Annotated in this window: 18 protein-coding genes; 6 read left to right on the top strand and 12 right to left on the bottom strand. The window is 44.4% G+C overall.

Annotation, left to right across the window (positions count from 1 at the left end; all coding sequences use genetic code 11):
* Positions 1 to 444 precede the first annotated feature (444 nt).
* Positions 445 to 891, top strand: a complete 447-nt coding sequence (locus CKO50_RS20855; protein ID WP_010377414.1) for a DNA polymerase III subunit chi — start codon at positions 445 to 447, stop codon at positions 889 to 891.
* A 20-nt stretch (positions 892 to 911) separates the two neighbouring features.
* Positions 912 to 3,761, top strand: a complete 2,850-nt coding sequence (locus CKO50_RS20850; RefSeq protein WP_095729724.1) for a valine--tRNA ligase — start codon at positions 912 to 914, stop codon at positions 3,759 to 3,761.
* A gap of 82 nt (positions 3,762 to 3,843) precedes the next feature.
* On the opposite strand, the gene rpoS is transcribed toward CKO50_RS20850, so the two are convergent.
* From rpoS to CKO50_RS20800, 10 genes are all read right to left on the bottom strand, one after another.
* Positions 3,844 to 4,824, bottom strand: a complete 981-nt coding sequence (gene rpoS / locus CKO50_RS20845) for an RNA polymerase sigma factor RpoS (protein WP_095729723.1) — start codon at positions 4,822 to 4,824, stop codon at positions 3,844 to 3,846.
* A gap of 63 nt (positions 4,825 to 4,887) precedes the next feature.
* Positions 4,888 to 5,709: a peptidoglycan DD-metalloendopeptidase family protein gene (locus CKO50_RS20840; protein WP_095729722.1), complete on the bottom strand. Its 822-nt coding sequence runs from the start codon at positions 5,707 to 5,709 to the stop codon at positions 4,888 to 4,890.
* A 124-nt stretch (positions 5,710 to 5,833) separates the two neighbouring features.
* A complete protein-coding gene (locus tag CKO50_RS20835) occupies positions 5,834 to 6,472 on the bottom strand; it encodes a protein-L-isoaspartate(D-aspartate) O-methyltransferase (protein ID WP_095729721.1) in 639 nt (212 codons plus the stop codon).
* Positions 6,473 to 6,481: 9 nt separating this feature from the next.
* Positions 6,482 to 7,222, bottom strand: a complete 741-nt coding sequence (gene surE / locus CKO50_RS20830) for a 5'/3'-nucleotidase SurE (RefSeq protein ID WP_095729720.1) — start codon at positions 7,220 to 7,222, stop codon at positions 6,482 to 6,484.
* Positions 7,223 to 7,257: 35 nt separating this feature from the next.
* Positions 7,258 to 8,295, bottom strand: coding sequence for a tRNA pseudouridine(13) synthase TruD (gene truD / locus CKO50_RS20825; protein WP_095729719.1), 1,038 nt, complete (start codon positions 8,293 to 8,295; stop codon positions 7,258 to 7,260).
* Positions 8,292 to 8,768 carry a 2-C-methyl-D-erythritol 2,4-cyclodiphosphate synthase gene (gene ispF / locus CKO50_RS20820; RefSeq protein WP_095729718.1) on the bottom strand — a complete coding sequence of 159 codons (477 nt, stop codon included), beginning with the start codon at positions 8,766 to 8,768 and terminating at the stop codon, positions 8,292 to 8,294. The genes truD and ispF overlap by 4 nt, the downstream gene beginning before the upstream one ends.
* Positions 8,761 to 9,459, bottom strand: a complete 699-nt coding sequence (gene ispD / locus CKO50_RS20815) for a 2-C-methyl-D-erythritol 4-phosphate cytidylyltransferase (protein ID WP_095729717.1) — start codon at positions 9,457 to 9,459, stop codon at positions 8,761 to 8,763. The genes ispF and ispD overlap by 8 nt, the downstream gene beginning before the upstream one ends.
* Entirely contained in the window at positions 9,443 to 9,736 is a 294-nt protein-coding gene (ftsB, locus tag CKO50_RS20810) for a cell division protein FtsB (RefSeq protein ID WP_095729716.1), read from the bottom strand. Before ftsB ends, ispD begins: the two co-directional genes overlap by 17 nt.
* 31 nt (positions 9,737 to 9,767) lie before the next feature.
* Positions 9,768 to 10,397 carry a hypothetical protein gene (locus CKO50_RS20805; protein WP_095729715.1) on the bottom strand — a complete coding sequence of 210 codons (630 nt, stop codon included), beginning with the start codon at positions 10,395 to 10,397 and terminating at the stop codon, positions 9,768 to 9,770.
* Positions 10,398 to 10,497: 100 nt separating this feature from the next.
* Positions 10,498 to 10,968: a DUF2947 domain-containing protein gene (locus tag CKO50_RS20800; protein WP_095729714.1), complete on the bottom strand. Its 471-nt coding sequence runs from the start codon at positions 10,966 to 10,968 to the stop codon at positions 10,498 to 10,500.
* 84 nt (positions 10,969 to 11,052) lie between these two features.
* On the opposite strand from CKO50_RS20800, the gene CKO50_RS20795 reads away from it, so the two are divergent.
* From CKO50_RS20795 to CKO50_RS20785, 3 genes are read left to right on the top strand one after another with little or no spacing between them, the layout of a single operon-like run.
* The gene (locus CKO50_RS20795; RefSeq protein WP_010377401.1) at positions 11,053 to 11,289 is read left to right on the top strand and encodes a DUF1653 domain-containing protein; all 237 of its coding nucleotides are present in this window, start codon (positions 11,053 to 11,055) and stop codon (positions 11,287 to 11,289) included.
* 43 nt (positions 11,290 to 11,332) lie between these two features.
* Positions 11,333 to 12,169, top strand: coding sequence for a MoxR family ATPase (locus CKO50_RS20790; RefSeq protein WP_026000904.1), 837 nt, complete (start codon positions 11,333 to 11,335; stop codon positions 12,167 to 12,169).
* A gap of 2 nt (positions 12,170 to 12,171) precedes the next feature.
* The gene (locus CKO50_RS20785) at positions 12,172 to 13,356 is read left to right on the top strand and encodes a VWA domain-containing protein (protein WP_095729713.1); all 1,185 of its coding nucleotides are present in this window, start codon (positions 12,172 to 12,174) and stop codon (positions 13,354 to 13,356) included.
* Positions 13,357 to 13,403: 47 nt separating this feature from the next.
* Here the strand turns inward: CKO50_RS20785 and CKO50_RS20780 are convergent, their stop codons facing one another.
* Together CKO50_RS20780 and acs are read right to left on the bottom strand one after the other, a co-directional pair.
* Entirely contained in the window at positions 13,404 to 14,057 is a 654-nt protein-coding gene (locus tag CKO50_RS20780; protein WP_095729712.1) for a response regulator transcription factor, read from the bottom strand.
* 86 nt (positions 14,058 to 14,143) lie between these two features.
* Positions 14,144 to 16,084, bottom strand: coding sequence for an acetate--CoA ligase (gene acs / locus CKO50_RS20775; RefSeq protein ID WP_095729711.1), 1,941 nt, complete (start codon positions 16,082 to 16,084; stop codon positions 14,144 to 14,146).
* A 319-nt stretch (positions 16,085 to 16,403) separates the two neighbouring features.
* Between acs and CKO50_RS20770 the strand changes: the two genes are divergently transcribed.
* Positions 16,404 to 17,564 carry a DcaP family trimeric outer membrane transporter gene (locus tag CKO50_RS20770; protein ID WP_095729710.1) on the top strand — a complete coding sequence of 387 codons (1,161 nt, stop codon included), beginning with the start codon at positions 16,404 to 16,406 and terminating at the stop codon, positions 17,562 to 17,564.
* Positions 17,565 to 17,727: the final 163 nt, after the last annotated feature.

Below are 17,727 nucleotides of genomic sequence, written 5' to 3'. Positions count from 1 at the left end.
CAGCGGGTTTATCCCGCGACATGTAGCAGCGGGTTTATCCCGCGACATGTAGCAGCGGGTTTATCCCGCGATATGTCGCAACGGGTTTATCCCGCGATATGTCGCAACGGGTTTATCCCGCGATATGTCGCAACGGGTTTATCCCGCGACTATAACCCGTACCAAATTAAGGCTACAAAGCAACAAAACCACCTCAGCAAGCACTCCTCACCACTTGCCATATTTTATTCTTCTTCTCTCGGTTCTTGATTGATGGTATTGCCTTTATATGGCAAAATATAGGCTTATTTATGTGCATTTAAGTGGCGCTATAATTAGTTTTAAACTAAGCCGCGCATACTGATTTTCTTCGTCTACGCTATCACGGTAAACAAGATTACAGATATTGAGCAGCTGTGGAGCCTGTGGCAAACCTCAGTACTCCTCGCAATTGGTATTATTATCATGACTATCAAAGCGCGCTTTTACGTGTTAAAACAAAACGATGAGCCGGGGATTAGCGTTCCGGCTCATTTTGATCTGGCAGCACAAACTGCGGCGAGCTTATATCAAGCTGGACACCGTATCTTTGTTAACGTCGATAATACTGACGACGCTCATTTATTCGATGAGCACCTTTGGTGTTTTGACGCAGACAGGTTTGTGCCCCACAACTTACAAGGTGAAGGCCCCAAAGGCGGCGCACCAGTGGAAATTGGCACTATGCCTCCTGCTGCTCGTCGCCCCGTGCTCATTAATCTAGCTCGGGTCGTCCCTGACTTTATTCGTCGCTTTGAACAGGTGATAGATTTTGTGCCTGTTGAAGCCAGCGCTAAGCAAGCCGCACGAGAACGCTTTAAGCAACTTCGTGCACTTGGCGCAACAATTTCCACTGAAGACATTGAGAAATAGCATTTTTAGGGTTCTGTGTAATGGATAAAACCTACAATCCACAAGATATTGAACAGTCTTTGTATCAAGACTGGGAGTCAAATGGCTACTTTAAGCCATCAGGCAATGGTGACGCATACTCGATTATGATCCCACCGCCGAATGTCACAGGTAGTCTACACATGGGCCACGCGTTCCAAGACACTATCATGGACACTTTGATCCGCTATCAGCGTATGAAAGGCAAAAACACGCTATGGCAAGTGGGTACTGACCACGCTGGTATCGCCACTCAGATGGTGGTTGAGCGCAAGCTTGCAGCCGAAGAAGGTAAATCACGCCATGATTTAGGCCGTGACGAATTCATCAATAAAATATGGGAATGGAAAGAGCAATCAGGTGGCACAATCACCAAACAGTTACGCCGTTTAGGTGCGTCTGTAGATTGGGATAGAGAACGTTTTACGATGGATGACGGCCTGTCTGAAGCGGTAAAAGAAGTATTCGTTCGCCTATATCAAGACGACTTAATCTACCGAGGTAAGCGCCTAGTTAACTGGGATCCTAAATTACACACTGCGATTTCTGATTTAGAAGTTGAGAATAAAGACAAGCAGGGCCATATGTGGAATTTACGCTATCCACTTGCGGATGGCGTAACCACCAAAGATGGTAAAGACTACATTATCGTAGCAACCACTCGTCCAGAAACCATGCTTGGTGACACTGGCGTTGCGGTAAACCCTGATGATGAACGTTACCAAGACTTAATTGGCAAAGAAATTCTACTTCCTATCGTCAACCGTCGCATTCCTATCGTTGCCGATGAACATGCGGATATGGAAAAAGGCACGGGCTGCGTAAAAATCACGCCAGCACACGACTTTAACGATAACGAAGTTGGTAAGCGCCATGAGCTGCCAATGATCAACGTGTTCAACAAAGACGCGGCAGTTCTGAATACGGGTGAGTGCTTTACTTTTGATGGTAAGCCACTTGAAGCGATGGATGCTCCAATTCCAGAGCGTTTCCGAGGCCTTGACCGTTTCGATGCGCGCAAGCTAGTTGTTGACGAATTTGAACAGCTTGGTCTACTTGAGAAAATCGACGATCACAGTCTAACCGTTCCTTACGGTGACCGCTCAGGCGTAGTTATCGAGCCATTACTTACCGATCAGTGGTATGTTCGCGTTGCTCCTCTTGCAGAGCCTGCGGTAACAGCGGTAGAAGATGGTGATATTCAATTTGTACCCAAGCAATACGAGAACATGTACTTCTCTTGGATGCGTGATGTTCAAGACTGGTGTATTTCCCGTCAGCTTTGGTGGGGTCACAGGATCCCAGCATGGTATGACAGCGAAGGTAATGTATATGTTGGTCGTGACGAAGCAGAAGTTCGTCAAAACCATAATCTGGATGCAAATGTGACGCTGACACAAGATGAAGACGTACTAGACACTTGGTTCTCTTCTGCACTGTGGACTTTCTCAACGTTAGGTTGGCCTGAAAACACGGAAGATCTAAAGGTATTCCACCCTTCAGATACCTTGGTTACTGGTTTCGACATTATCTTCTTCTGGGTAGCTCGCATGATCATGATGACCATGCATTTCATCAAAGATGAAGATGGTAAACCTCAAGTTCCATTTAAGACCGTTTATGTGACTGGCCTTATTCGCGATGAAAATGGCGATAAGATGTCTAAGTCAAAAGGTAACGTGTTAGATCCACTAGACATGATTGATGGTATCGATCTTGAGAGCCTAGTGACTAAACGTACTGGCAACATGATGCAGCCACAGCTTGCGGCAAAAATCGAGAAGAATACGCGCAAAACATTTGTCGATGGTATTGAAGCACATGGTACTGATGCATTGCGTTTCACTCTTGCAGCAATGGCATCAACGGGGCGTGATATCAACTGGGATATGAACCGTCTTGAAGGTTACCGTAACTTCTGTAACAAACTTTGGAATGCTAGCCGTTATGTATTGATGAACACAGAAGAACAAGACTGTGGCTTTAACGATAACGAAAAAGTGTACTCTCTAGCGGATCGTTGGATTTTAGGCCAATTCCAAAATACAGTTAAGGTGTTCTCTGAGCACTTGGATAACTATCGCTTTGACCTTGCGGCAAACACTATTTATGAGTTCACATGGAACCAATTCTGCGACTGGTATCTAGAGCTAACTAAGCCAATTCTATTTAAAGGCAATGAAACGCAGCAGCGTGGTACACGCCATACGCTTATTACCGTATTGGAAGGCTTACTTCGTTTGATGCACCCTCTAATGCCTTATATCACAGAGACAATTTGGCAACGTGTAGCACCAATCGCAGGTGTTGAAGCGCAGACGATTATGCTTGAAGCGTTCCCAATATTCGACGAAAGCAAAGTTGATGCGCAAGCGATGGCTGACCTTGAGTGGGTGAAGCAGTTTATTATTGCTATCCGTAACATTCGTGGTGAAATGGACATCAGTCCAAGTAAGCCGCTAAACGTGTTACTTACTGGTGCAAGCGAAGATGACAAACGTCGTCTAGAAGAAAACCAAGCTTTCTTAAGCGCTCTGGCAAAACTTGAAACGGTAGACTTACTTGCAAGCAAAGACGAAGCACCGGCTTGTGCGACTGCGTTTATCGGCGACCTTGAAATCATGATCCCAATGGCAGGTCTGATTGATGTAGAAGCAGAACTTGCACGTATTGCTAAGCAGCTTGAAAAAGCAGAAAAAGGTCTTGAGCAGGTTGAAAAGAAACTCGCAAACGAAAAGTTTGTAAGTAATGCGCCTGAAGCAGTACTTGCTAAAGAGAAAGCAAAATTAGCTGAGTTTAGCGATGCAAAAACTAAGCTACTTGAACAAAAAGCAAAGATAGAGAGCTTATAATCGCTTTCTATCTTGGCTGACTTTATACCACTGCAAGAATGAAAAAAGCCGCATATTGCGGCTTTTTTCATTGATTAAAGTATTACTGTTGTTCGAATAGGCTATCGGTACTTAACCCTTCGTGTTGTAAAATGTCTTTTAAGCGTCTCAATGCCTCAACTTGAATTTGTCTTACACGCTCTCTCGTTAGCCCGATTTCGCGGCCAACATCCTCAAGCGTAGATGGCTCATAACCAAGCAAACCAAAGCGTCTCGCGAGCACTTCTCGCTGTTTTGGGTTTAACTCTCCAAGCCAATCAACGATGTGTTTGTTAATATCATTGCTCTGTACTTCGGTTTCTGGACCACCGCCCTTTTCATCCGCGATAATATCGAGCAGTGCTTTGTCATTTTCACCACCGATAGGCGTATCAACCGAAGTGATCCTTTCGTTTAGACGGAGCATTTTACTGACTTCTTCGACAGGTTTGTCGAGACATTCAGCGATTTCTTCTGCGGTAGGTTCATGATCCAGCTTTTGCGTCAATTCACGTGCTGTACGTAGGTAAACATTGAGCTCTTTGACAACATGAATAGGCAAACGAATGGTACGAGTTTGGTTCATGATCGCACGTTCGATAGTTTGACGGATCCACCAAGTTGCATATGTAGAAAATCTAAATCCACGTTCCGGATCAAACTTTTCTACAGCTCGGATCAGACCTAAGTTACCTTCTTCAATGAGGTCAAGTAATGCCAAACCACGGTTGTTATAACGACGAGCGATCTTAACCACTAATCTTAAATTACTCTCTATCATTCGTTTACGTGAGGCTTCACACCCCTTTAACGCTTTACGCGCAAAGTAAACTTCTTCTTCTGCACTGAGCAGTGGGGAAAATCCAATTTCACCTAAATAGAGTTGAGTAGCATCTAAATTTTTAACCACTTCTTCTTTGGCAAAAACTTCTTCGTCGTCTTCAAGGTTTTCAAGTAATTCGTCTTTCGGTTCGTCAATACTATCATCTTCGAACTTGTCTAACTCTGGAGTAGATTTTGTAGGTAATTTTGCAGTATGAGCCATAAGTATTCTCCCCAAGCGAATAAAAGTAAGGGTACTCGAACCAATCGATGTACTCGCATTACTTTATGGCAAGTATTTTGCCGGGTTTACAGCTTGACCTTTAAAACGGATCTCAAACCTAAGCGCCGTCTTAGAAGCATCTGTACTACCCATTTCGGCAATTTTTTCCCCAACTTTAACTTTTTGCTGCTCTCTGACGAGTAACTTAGCATTGTGAGCATACGCACTTAGATAATCATCCGTATGTTTCAGAATGATTAAATTACCATACCCACGCAACGCACTCCCTGCATATACAACTACACCGCCAGCAGCAGCCTTAACTGAAGTTCCCGGTTTATTAGAGATCTCCAATCCCTTATAACCATTCTCTTTAACGGAGAAGTGACGAGTCACCTTGCCTTCAGCAGGCCATTTCCATAGTACCTTATTATTATACAAAGCCTTGGTACTACTAGATTTTTGTGTAGCTTGTCTTTGAACATACTCTCGTTGATTTGGCTTATCAAGCTCTTTTTTGGGGATTTTGTTACTTTTTTGTTTTAAAGACTGAGACTTGCGGTTTACTTTCGTGTACTTTGTGTTCTTTTTGTTTTTATTTCTAGGATATTCTAGACGAATGATTTGATTGGGGTAGATCGTATACGGAGGCTTAATTTCATTGATTTTCGCGAGCGTTCTTACATCTTTATTAGCGCTAAAAGCAATTGCAAATAAAGTATCGCCTTTTTTTACTTTGTAACTGCTTCCGTTAATATTAATTTTATGTGTCGAACTGGTCTTACCAGAGTATAAAGTTGTTACAGGTGCAGGCGTATGATTTGATGAGCAAGCAACAAGCAGGCCGCTTAAATAAATCGATATGATGACCTGAGACTTGTGCATTACTTATATTTTCCAGTGCTACTATCAACGACTATCATATCAATCTAACTTAATTTTGCTTGGTTTTCACACTCTACTGGAAAAAATAGCTATATTTTATGGAGTTGTTTTTAAAACCAGCAAATTAACCGACTTCGCCAGCGACTAAAGGCACAAAGCGTACAGGTGCGAGGGCATGGCGAATAAACTGCTCACCTTGTTTAACAAATAACGTGAGTATTTGCGCTTCAATCCCGATGGGAATGACCATGGCACCGCCATCTTCAAGTTGTGCCAACAAATCATCTGGTACTGATTGTGCTGCGGCAGTAACAATGATCCCTGCAAAAGGCGCTTTTGAAGCCCAACCTTTCCAACCGTCACCATGTTTCATGGTAACATTGTATAAGTCCAGTAAATGCAGCCTTCTGCGTGCTTGCCACTGCAGCGACTTGATCCGTTCAATGCTAAAGACCTGTTCAAACACTTGCGCTAGTATGGCGGTCTGATAACCAGAGCCCGTACCCACTTCCAAAATACGCCCTTTAACACCCACTTGTTTTAACACTTCGGTCATTTTTGCGACGATAAAAGGCTGCGATATCGTTTGCCCTTGGCCAATAGGAAGTGCTGTATTTTCATATGACTTATGTTTAAGCACCTCATCGACAAACATATGCCTGGGCGTGTTAGTGATGGCACTGAGTACCACTTCATCCTCTACGCCTTGCTGTTTTAGCAGTTCCACCAACGCGTTGGCACTGCCCTGATAATTATTCAGCACATACGCCTCTTAAGATAACCAGCTCGCCACAGCATCTAAGCTCTCGTAAGCCGTCATATCCACCTTGAGCGGTGTGATAGCGGCATAACCGTTGTTTACAGCGTGAAAATCCGTGCCTTCACCAGCGTCACTTTCATGACCTAAGGTGCCATACCAGTACACACTTCGGCCCCATGGGTCGATTTGTTCGGTCATGGTATCCGCTTTATGACGTGAGCCTAGCCGAGTGACTTTAATCCCTTTTAAGTCACTTAATGGAATATCAGGGACGTTGATATTAATGATTTGGTCTTTTGGTAGCGGGTGGTTTGCAAGCTTTTTAATGATCTCTACCGTGACATGCGCTGCAGTTTCGTAGTGGGTTTCATTTTTAGAGCAAAGAGAAACGGCAATCGCAGGTAAGCCCACATGTCGACCTTCAGTGGCCGCCGCGACAGTGCCAGAGTACAGCGTATCATCGCCAAGGTTAGCGCCATTGTTGATCCCTGCAACGACTAAATCCGGCAATTCATCCATCAGTTTGTTCACTCCAAGGTGAACACAGTCGGTTGGCGTGCCATTCACGGAGATAAAACCATTATCTAGCGTAGTTGCTCTGAGCGGGTTTAATAAGGTTAACGAGTTACTCGCACCGCTACAGTTTCTATCTGGACCAATAACGGTTACGTCTGCGATTTGTGATAACGCTTGATACAAGATAGCAATGCCCTTGGCGTGAACACCATCGTCATTACTCAATAGGATCTTCATATTTCACCTCTTTTTCTTGTTAGACAATGAGTATCTCACTGCTGTATCGACTCTTCATGTTTATTAAACTTTTTACTGGCATCTTTATGATTAACAAGCTCTCTGAGCAGCGCCGTGGCAAAAGTTCCTTTTGGTAAACTGAATTCAAGGGTTAGCGTACTGTCGTCAGCCATACTCACCTTAAGCGCTTCGGGTATTAATCTAAGCGCTCTACGCTCATTTTTCATCCCAAATTCAGCCAATCCTTCGTGCCATTTAGCGAAAGGTGCCAACCACTCACGCTCTTGCGGCAATAAGCCCTTTTCACCCTTACCAACCAATGGCGCCGAAAGCAAAATGTCGCCATTCAGTAACCGCTCAATGAGCTCGCAATCAATTTCTGAATCAAAAAAGGCGTTACTACCACTCAGTAAAAAAATTTCACGGTGCCAAGTCGTTGCCAAACCATGCTCTGCCACGCGGCGACTGACGACTTCGTTGAACAGATGAGAGCGAGCGGCTGAAAGCACCAGCCCTCTGAGCTTTTTATCGCGGATCTTTTCGCCGTCAAATAACCTATCTGCCATGGCTAAGTTGTGGCCATCATGACCAAAACGTTGTTCTCCAAAATAATTAGGAACCCCTTGGCGCACAGCATTAATACGCGACAAAATATCAAGCGGAACGGTCACGTTTCTGAGAGTAATGGCAAAGCGATTGCCCTTATGACAACCTGTTTTTAACTTTCGATTGTGCCGTATTTGTTGCACCACAAAAATAGAGTCACTATTTAATGCACTAAAGTCCAACGACTTTTTAATTGGCACCGGCACACTAAACCACTGCGTACACACACCGTGTCTGTCTTTAATTCCGGCATAGCTGACATCTCGCGGTGAAATTTGGGCAAATTCTGCAAGCTTTTTAGCAACAAATGCAGTGTTTTCTCCCTTTTTAATGATCTGCAAGCAAACGTGCTCACCTTCGCCAGTAAAAGGAATATCTAAAATTTCTTCGACTCTAAAGTCTTCTGGTTGTGACTTATAATCGCCGTCAGATAACGGTTTGCCGTAAAGATAATTGAGTGTCTTCATGCTTTTACCAATAGCACCACAGCATGACTTGAGATCCCTTCTTTACGTCCTTCAAAACCCAGTTTTTCGGTGGTGGTTGCTTTAACATTAACTTGATCTAGCTGCGCTTCACAGTCCGCAGCAAGATTAGTGCGCATCGCATCAATATGTGGTCGCATCTTTGGTGCTTGTGCGACAATCGTGACGTCGATATTGCCTATTTGATAGCCAAGCGTTTTCACTTGTTCTATCACGCGGCGTAATAAAATACGACTATCGATATTTTCAAATTCACTCGCGGTATCAGGAAAGTGCTTACCAATATCTCCCAACGCAAGCGCTCCCAACAAGGCATCACACAATGCATGAATGGCTACATCACCATCAGAGTGAGCAATAAACCCCTGTTCATAAGGGATTTTTTCCCCACAAATAGTCAATGGGCCAGCTCCACCAAATTTATGAACATCAAATCCGTGGCCAATTCTAATCATGCTGTTTACCTTGTTGTTGAATTATAAACTCCGCCAGAGGTAAATCCTCCGGCGTCGTGATCTTAATGTTATCCGTACGCGCGGCAATGAGTTGGACTGGCTGATTTTGTAATTCCATCGCTGATGCTTCATCTGTGATATTTGCACCTTGAGAAAGCCCAAGCTCCAGCGCAGCCAATAACTCGTCATACCTAAACATTTGAGGCGTAAAAGCCTGCCATAACGATGCTCTAGGTACGGTCTCCTGTACCAACTCCGCACCGCGTTTGATGGTATCTTTAACCTTGGCAGCCAGTATGCCACCTTGCTGTTGGTTTATACATTGTGAAATCAGCTGATGAATATCGTCCAGCGTAACTAAAGGTCGAGCCGCATCATGAACTAACACCCAGTCAGGGCGACTTGGTGCTAACGCTTTTAGCGCCAGTAAAACGGAGTCGGCACGTTCTTGTCCACCTTCACAATGGCTAAAACGGCTATCAGGCAGTAACGTCGATGAAAAATATCCATCTTCTTTGGAAACGGCGACCATAAATTGATTGACGCACTCAAGTCCGGCTAGTTTTTCCAGTGTATGTACTAAGATCGGTTTACCTAATAGTGGAATATATTGTTTAGGCATCTGCGCTTGCATACGACTGCCAACCCCAGCTGCGGGGATGACGACTGCAAGTTTATAGTTTCTTTTCATGAGGTACTTTCGGTAATACACGGATAAAAGTTTCCCCGGGCTTAATCATGCCAAGTTCATGACGAGCGCGCTCTTCAACCCCTTCAAGGCCGAGTTTTAAATCTTCGATATCCGCTTTTAATAATTTATTTCGTTTACTGAGATTAGCATTGGTTTCTTGGTGCGATTTAACCACGGATTTTATCCGAGCGTAGTCCTCCACGCCATTGTGGCCGAACCAAAGTCTGTACTGAATAAATAGCGCTAAAACCAACAGCGCTAACTGAAAAAATCGCATTGCTTAATCCAAACTTCTGTTTTTGAGTCGATTAGGATCGTTGACTCATTTTTGTTTTTTGTACTTGTGGCCAATGAATTGAACTGGCAAGTAACATTTCTCTTAGCGTCAGCCTTCTCGGTACCACCGCTTTGCCAAAATGCCAAGTATGGCCACAACAAGCCGCTGTCATTAACGCTTTCGTCGGTTTTAGCAGTTGTACACGCGCTTCATCACTTGCTTGTAAGCTATTGCCATTAACACTAAACCAGCCAAATTGGTTGCAGTGCAATTTGTCAGCTTCACCCACTTGGTCGACGCTGTCGAGCCTAACCGTTGTTCCCGTCGGTTCTGCGTATAGCACTGGAACCACCAGCCCCGCTTTCACCTTAGTGGTAAAAAATGCTGCGTTGGCAGCCTCATCACATCTTGGCTGTGATTTTTGCTTAGCTAACCAACATCCATTGAAACTATCTAGCTCAAGCGGGACATCACCATGAATAATATGTGTGGCCGCGCGCTCAACATAATACGGCAGGCTGTTTAACAAACGCTGAAGGCGAGTATGATCGGAGAGTTCAGCAAGTTTCGGTAACTCTCTGGCATAAAATACGTTTACAAGCTCGGCAAATACAAGGCGAGATGCTTCGTCATACCAGATTGTATTTTGCTGCTGCTCCAAAAACGCCTCCCGTCAATGCAATCTACTTTAGTAGACTGGTGTACATCCTTTATACACTAGCCATGTTTCAAATCAAAGCAAACCGCTCTGTTGTACTTGCTTACGGCTTGGTTCCTAATTTTGCTTGCCCCTCAGCCATAAATTGTACTACCGAACTGCGTTTTTTTCCTATTAAGAAACTACCGTCAGTCAAAAACATAAAGTTCTGCCAACATCGCTTAAACACGTCAAAGCGGGTCTCGATCACATCATCTCGAGAGAGACAAAAATACACGGTGGTATTGGCTTGCCAATCAAGAAATTGCTCGATAATTTCAGGAAATGCTTCTCCTGCTTCCCACGGCTGCTCCCAGTTGAGGGTTTCTTGCCATGAGTCCGCTTTACCAACCCAGTCTGTTTTATCAAAGAAATCAGGGTGATCTTTTTCGTTGCTTACCATTGTGCTCCAAAGCACCGCAGCGCGCGCCACTGACATTGGTTTTATCAATGCCAGGTCAGATTCTTCGATTGGAAGATCTTTATGTTTGAAAACCCAAGCTTTCTTATAATCGTCCAGCGCAATATAATTCATCTTTAAACACCTTCAGTCTTAATGGCACGGATTATAACATTTCAGCCCGTCACGTACGGCTTTTATTTTTTGGAGCTTGAATTAGTGGATATCACACCTGGAATTTACCGCCACTACAAAGGAAAACTTTATCGTGTGCATGCCTTGGCAACGCACAGTGAAACGCAAGAGAAGCAAGTGGTTTATCAAACCCTATATGGAGATATGAGCTTTTGGGTTCGACCACTTGAAATGTTTTTAGAAGACGTTATGGTCGAAGGCGAAGCGGTGCCTCGCTTCACCTTAATCGAAACCGAAGCAGGGTTGGCAGCGAAAAGCTGATTGTGGCAAGATGAGCCTATCTCATCTGACCACAAGAAGTTGAATTATGTTTAAAGGTACTGATCAATATATTGCTACCTCTGCACTACAACAGGCCGTGAATGCGGCCATCGTTTTAGAAAAACCACTCCTAATTAAAGGTGAACCTGGTACAGGCAAGACCTTACTCGCCGAAGAATTGGCAAAAAGTTTAGATACCGAACTGATCCAATGGCATATAAAGTCAACAACCAAAGCCCAGCAAGGCCTGTACGAATACGATGCGGTCTCGCGTTTACGCGACAGTCAACTTGGCGATCCTCGCGTTAATGACGTTGGCAATTACATCATCAAAGGTAAGCTGTGGCAGGCCTTTACCGCCACAAAACGCCCCGTTCTGCTGATTGATGAAATCGACAAAGCCGATATTGAGTTTCCCAATGATCTACTGTTAGAACTCGATAAAATGGAGTTTCATGTCTACGAAACTAACGAGCAAGTAAAGGCAAAGGTGCGCCCCATCGTTATTATCACTTCAAACAATGAAAAAGAGCTACCAGATGCATTTTTACGCCGCTGCTTTTTCCACTACATCGACTTTCCGAGCAAAGAAGAGATGCAGCAGATTGTAGACGTGCATTTTCCACATATTAAAGCAAATTTAGTACAACGAGCACTCGAAAGCTTTTTCCAATTACGCGACACACCAAACCTAAAGAAAAAGCCAAGCACGAGTGAATTACTGGACTGGCTAAAACTACTATTAGCGGAAGATATTTCCCCTGACGCGTTGCATGACAAATCTAACCAAGGTGGCCTAATGCCGTTATTTGGTGCGCTACTTAAAAACGAGCAAGATGTTTCTTTGGTTGAGAAACTCGCCTTTATGAGCCGCCGCTGATCATGCTCATCGATTTTGTACTCACGCTTAGACGTTACGGTATCAAAGCGAGCCTGCGCGAATTACTAGACTGTTTAGAGGCGCTGGATAAAGAAGTTTGCTTTGCCGATCTGGACAGCTTTTACTTTTTGGCAAAAACCATCTTCGTGAAAGATGAAACCTTGTTTGATAAATTCGACCGTGCGTTTGCTGATTACTTTGAGGGAATAGAGTCAATTGATCTCTTCTCACAACTTCAACAGCAGCAATTGCCTGAGGATTGGTTGCGTAAAGAGTTTGAGAAATCGCTGTCTGAAGAAGAAAAAGCCAAACTGAACGCTATGGGTGGACTCGATAAGCTCCTTGAAACGTTAAAAGCACGCTTGGCAGAGCAACAAAAACGCCACGCAGGTGGCAATAAATGGGTTGGTACAGGTGGCACTTCACCTTTTGGCGCTTACGGCTATAATCCTGAAGGGATCCGCATTGGCCAAGACGGAAATCGCCATCGCAGAGCAGTAAAAGTATGGGATAAACGGCAGTATCGCAATCTCGACAGTAATACCGACATCAGCAGCCGCAATATTAAGCTTGCACTCAAGCAATTGCGTAAATTTGCGCGCAGCGGAGCAAGCGATCAGCTCGATCTTAATGAAACCATTCGCGCTACCGCAAGACAAGGCGGCATGTTGGATGTGAAAATGGCTCCTGAGCGACATAACTCAGTGAAGGTATTGATGCTGTTTGATATTGGCGGCTCTATGGATGACCATATCCAGCTTTGCGAACAACTATTCAGTGCCGCACACAGTGAATTTAAGCACCTTGAGTTTTTTTACTTTCATAATTGTGTGTACGAACATGTTTGGCACGATAATGACCGTCGTGACAGCGAATTGCTTGATACTTATCAGCTAATTAACCGTTACGGTTCAGACTATCGACTAATATTTGTTGGTGACGCGACAATGGGCCCCTATGAAATCACCTATCCCGGAGGTAGCGTAGAGCATTGGAATCAAGAAGCAGGTGCTACTTGGCTGAATCGTTTAACCAATCACTTTAGTAAGGTGGCTTGGCTTAACCCTCAGCCGCAAAGCTATTGGCCTTATTACCATTCGATAGAGCTAATAAATCAATTAATGCAAGACCGAATGTATCCGCTAACAATAGAGGGACTAAGTCAGGCGTTTAAAGAGTTAAGCTAAAGCAGTGCTGCTTGCAAGGTAAGCACCTTGCAAGCAATGATGCGAAGTTAGTCATTCGCTTCGATAGGTTCTAGTTGTAGTTTTGAAGCAATCAATACGGCTTGAGTACGGTTATAGACACCTAACTTTCTGAAGATAGCGGTGATATGTGCTTTCACCGTTGCCTCTGAAATATTTAGCTCGTAGGCAATTTGCTTATTCAGCAAGCCTTCGTGTAAATATTGCAGCACTTTATATTGTTGCGGTGTGAGCGAGGCCACTTGCTGAGCAAGCTCTTTGTCTTCCCCTTCAAGTTCAGCCACTTTGTCTTTTATGCCTTCAGGCAACCACGTGTCACCTTCGAGCACTTGCTCTATGGCTTCGGTAATTTGTTCTACTGACGCCGCTTTTGGGATAAAACCCATCGCGCCGTATCCCATCACTTTAGAGATGATAGAAAGATCTTCGCTTCCCGAAACCACAACAACTGGAAGACTTGGGTGATCCTCACGGATCCGAATTAGTCCATATAAATCACCATTGCCCGGCATATGTAAATCGAGCAAGAGTAGGTCTAGTTCTTCTTGTTGTTGTAAGACCGAGAGCGTAGTGTCAAAGTTTTCAGATTCGAATACCTCTAGTCCTTCAAACTGCGCTTTTAGAGCCCCCTTAAGCGCCTCTCGAAATAGAGGATGATCATCCGCGATTAAAAACTGATACATGCTATGCTCCTAAAAAATCGGCTGTTATCGTAAAGATAACAGCCGTTATAGTATGTTTATATTAGGTCGCAATTCAAGTTATTCAGTTAACGATTCAATCTATTCTCGATTAATTCATCAACCACACTTGGATCGGCAAGTGTAGAAGTATCTCCTAACTGTTGATACTCGTTAGCTGCAATCTTACGCAAAATCCGGCGCATGATTTTACCAGAGCGGGTTTTAGGTAAACCTGGAGACCATTGGATCATGTCAGGGGTTGCAATTGGGCTTAGCTCTTTACGCACCCAATTTCTCACCTCTTTGGTTAACTCGTCAGATACCGTTACCCCTTCATTTGGTGTAATATAGACATAGATCCCTTGGCCTTTAATATCATGTGGATAGCCTACCACAGCCGCTTCAGCAACTGCTTCGTGAGCGACCAAGGCACTTTCGATTTCAGCAGTACCGAGGCGGTGACCTGAAACGTTAAGTACGTCATCCACGCGACCTGTGATCCAGTAGTAACCATCTTCATCACGGCGACAACCATCACCCGTAAAGTAAACGCCCGGATAAGCCGAGAAGTATGTTTGTTCAAAGCGCTCATGGTCGCCATAAACCGTACGGGCTTGTGAAGGCCAGCTATCCAAAATCACCAGATTACCTTCGGTCGCGCCTGTCAGCGTATTGCCTTCGGCATCAAATAGTGCAGGAGCAATACCAAAGAATGGACGGGTCGCAGAACCTGGTTTAAGTGCGGTAGCGCCAGGTAGTGGCGTGATCATGATGCCACCCGTTTCGGTTTGCCACCAAGTATCGACGATAGGACAATCGCTATTACCAATTTGCTCGTAATACCAAGACCAAGCCTCTGGATTAATTGGCTCACCGACCGAACCCAAAATACGTAAGCTATCTCGCTTAGAACTTGCAGTCGGCTCGTCACCTTTCGCCATCAAAGCACGGATCGCAGTAGGCGCAGTATAAAGAAGAGTAACGCCATGTTTATCAACGATTTCACCCATGCGACCAGACGTTGGATAAGTTGGCACGCCTTCGAATACAACTTGAGTACAACCATTCACAAGTGGACCATAAGCAATATAACTATGACCCGTGATCCAACCCACATCCGCGCTACACCAGTAAATATCATCTTCTTGAAGGTCGAATACATACTCATGGGTCATTGATGCATACACTAGGTATCCACCCGTCGTATGAACTACCCCTTTCGGCTGGCCGGTAGAGCCAGAGGTATAAAGAATAAAGAGCGGATCTTCCGCATTCATCATTTCAGGTTCACATTCAGCAGGTTTATCAGCAACTAATTCATGCCACCATACATCGTGAGCATTCCATTCAACATCGCCACCTGTTAATTGGTGTACAACCACATGCTCGATAGTGGTGACGCCAGCCTGCGCTACCGCTTCATCAACATTTGCCTTAAGCGGCACACAATTACCACCACGACGACCTTCATCTGAAGTGATAACAACTTTGGCACCAGAATCTTTAATGCGATCTGCAATCGCTGAAGGTGAAAAGCCCCCAAACACAACGGAATGGATAGCACCAATTCTTGCACAGGCCTGCATGGCATAAATCGCTTGGGGAGTCATCGGCATGTAGATAGCGACGCGGTCACCTTTTGCAACTCCTAGGCTCTTAAGGCCATTGGCAAACTTTGCAACTTCATCGTGTAACTGTTGGTAGGTAATATTTTCTGTTTGTTCTGGGTTATCACCTTCCCAAATCAATGCAACCTTATCGGCGCGCTTTTCTAGGTGTCTATCGATACAATTATAAGAGGCATTTAGTACGCCGTCTTCATACCATTTAATATTGATATGGCCTTTGTCGAATGAGGTATTTTTAACTTTACTATAGGGTTTGAACCAATCTAAACGTTGACCGTGCTCTTTCCAAAACTCTGCGGGGTCACCAACCGACTTTTGATATAGTTCTTGATATTGCTCGTCGTTGATTAATGCTGCGTTCTTGATTTTTTCAGGAACTGGATAAATGCTCTGTGACATAGTCATCTCCATTATATTTAGAGGTCTAGGTCTGCTAGACACGCTTTTCCTAAGGATCACCCAGCCTTGGGTGTTTAAGTATTAGACCTTAGTTGTAGAACACCTGCAAACGTAAAAGTTTCATACAACTTACCGAATGTACCTAATTTAATACAAACGTTATGATCGCGTTATCCTCCACTCATTTACCGTATGCCACCTTAGTCTAATAGACCAATAGGTAATTGAGTAAAAACCAACCTTAAACAACAGTTAGTGATGATTAAAATGAATGTCAGCTGCTGCCAACTGCAAAGCACAGCTATTGAGGAACTGGATTATGACAACGAATAACATTAATAAAAAACTGCTCGCAGTTGCTATCAGTAGTCTCTGCGCTCTCCCTGCCACTGCGGCTGAGATTGGTGATACTAAAGTTAACTATGGTGGTTATATCAAGCTTGATGCCATTTGGAGTGATTTTTCTGACGGCGCGTTGGGTGCGCAAAATATAGGCCGAGATTTTTACGTTCCTGGTACGACTCCTGTCGGGGTTAACTCTGATAGCGATGCTCTTTTCGATATGCACGCACGTCAATCTCGCTTTAGCTTCGGGACCGATACTAAGCTTGATGATGGCAGCAGTATCAAGACTAAAATCGAGCTAGACTTTATTTCTACAACGGGAGGAAATGAGCGTGTTAGTAACTCCTACACACCTCGTATTCGCCAAGCCTTTGTGAGCTACAAGGGCTTCTTATTCGGTCAGGCTTGGTCAAACTTTCAAAATGTTAGTGCACTACCAGAGACTTTAGACTTCGTCGGCCCAGCTGAAGGCACCGTTTTCGTACGCCAAGCCATGGCTAAATACACCACGGGAAACTGGTCTTTCTCTATTGAAAACCCAGAAAGCACGGTTACCACTGCAGATAGTGGCCGTGTCGTCACTGATGACGCTAGCATGCCTGATTTCACTGCACGTTACACACACAATGCTGATTGGGGTCATATTGCGGTAGCGGCACTTGCGCGCCAAATTACCTATAAAGTCGGTGGAGCTGATGAGTCTGAAAGCTCATTTGGGGTCAGTGCATCTGGTCGTGTTAATTTCGGTGACAATAACTTGAAGTTTATGCTGACCCAAGGTCAAGGGCTTGGTCGTTACGTAGGCCTAAACGTTGCTAATGGCGCGGTATACGACGGTAACTCGTTACATGCAATTGACTCGACGTCGGGCTTTATTGCTTATCAACATAGCTGGAATGATCAGTTCCGTTCAACATTCTTATACTCTTTCTTTAATGCTGATAACGAAAGCGATTTGCTGGCGGTGACTGGCGATCCGACAAAATCAAGTATGAGTTACAGCGCAAACCTACTTTATTCACCCGTGAAAAAACTTACCTTTGGTGCTGAATATAAGATGGGTACTCGGGAAACAGAAAGTGGCCTCGAAGGTGATTTAGACAGACTGCAACTTTCAGTGAAGTACGTGTTTTAGGGTTTTATTATTTTAATAGACTACTACCAATTCACTTCCTAACTGCGGCCTATTGGCCGCTTTTTTATTGTTGGTCGCGACATGTTTCTTCACGACATAAAGTCGCTGCTACGATGTGTTTCTTCGCGACATAAAGTCGCTGCTACGGTGTATTGTTTCGCGT

Source organism: Pseudoalteromonas sp. HM-SA03, assembly GCF_002289345.1.
GTDB lineage: Bacteria > Pseudomonadota > Gammaproteobacteria > Enterobacterales > Alteromonadaceae > Pseudoalteromonas.
Note: the sequence above shows the minus strand (reverse complement) of the source record. Positions and strands in the feature narration are given on the sequence as shown.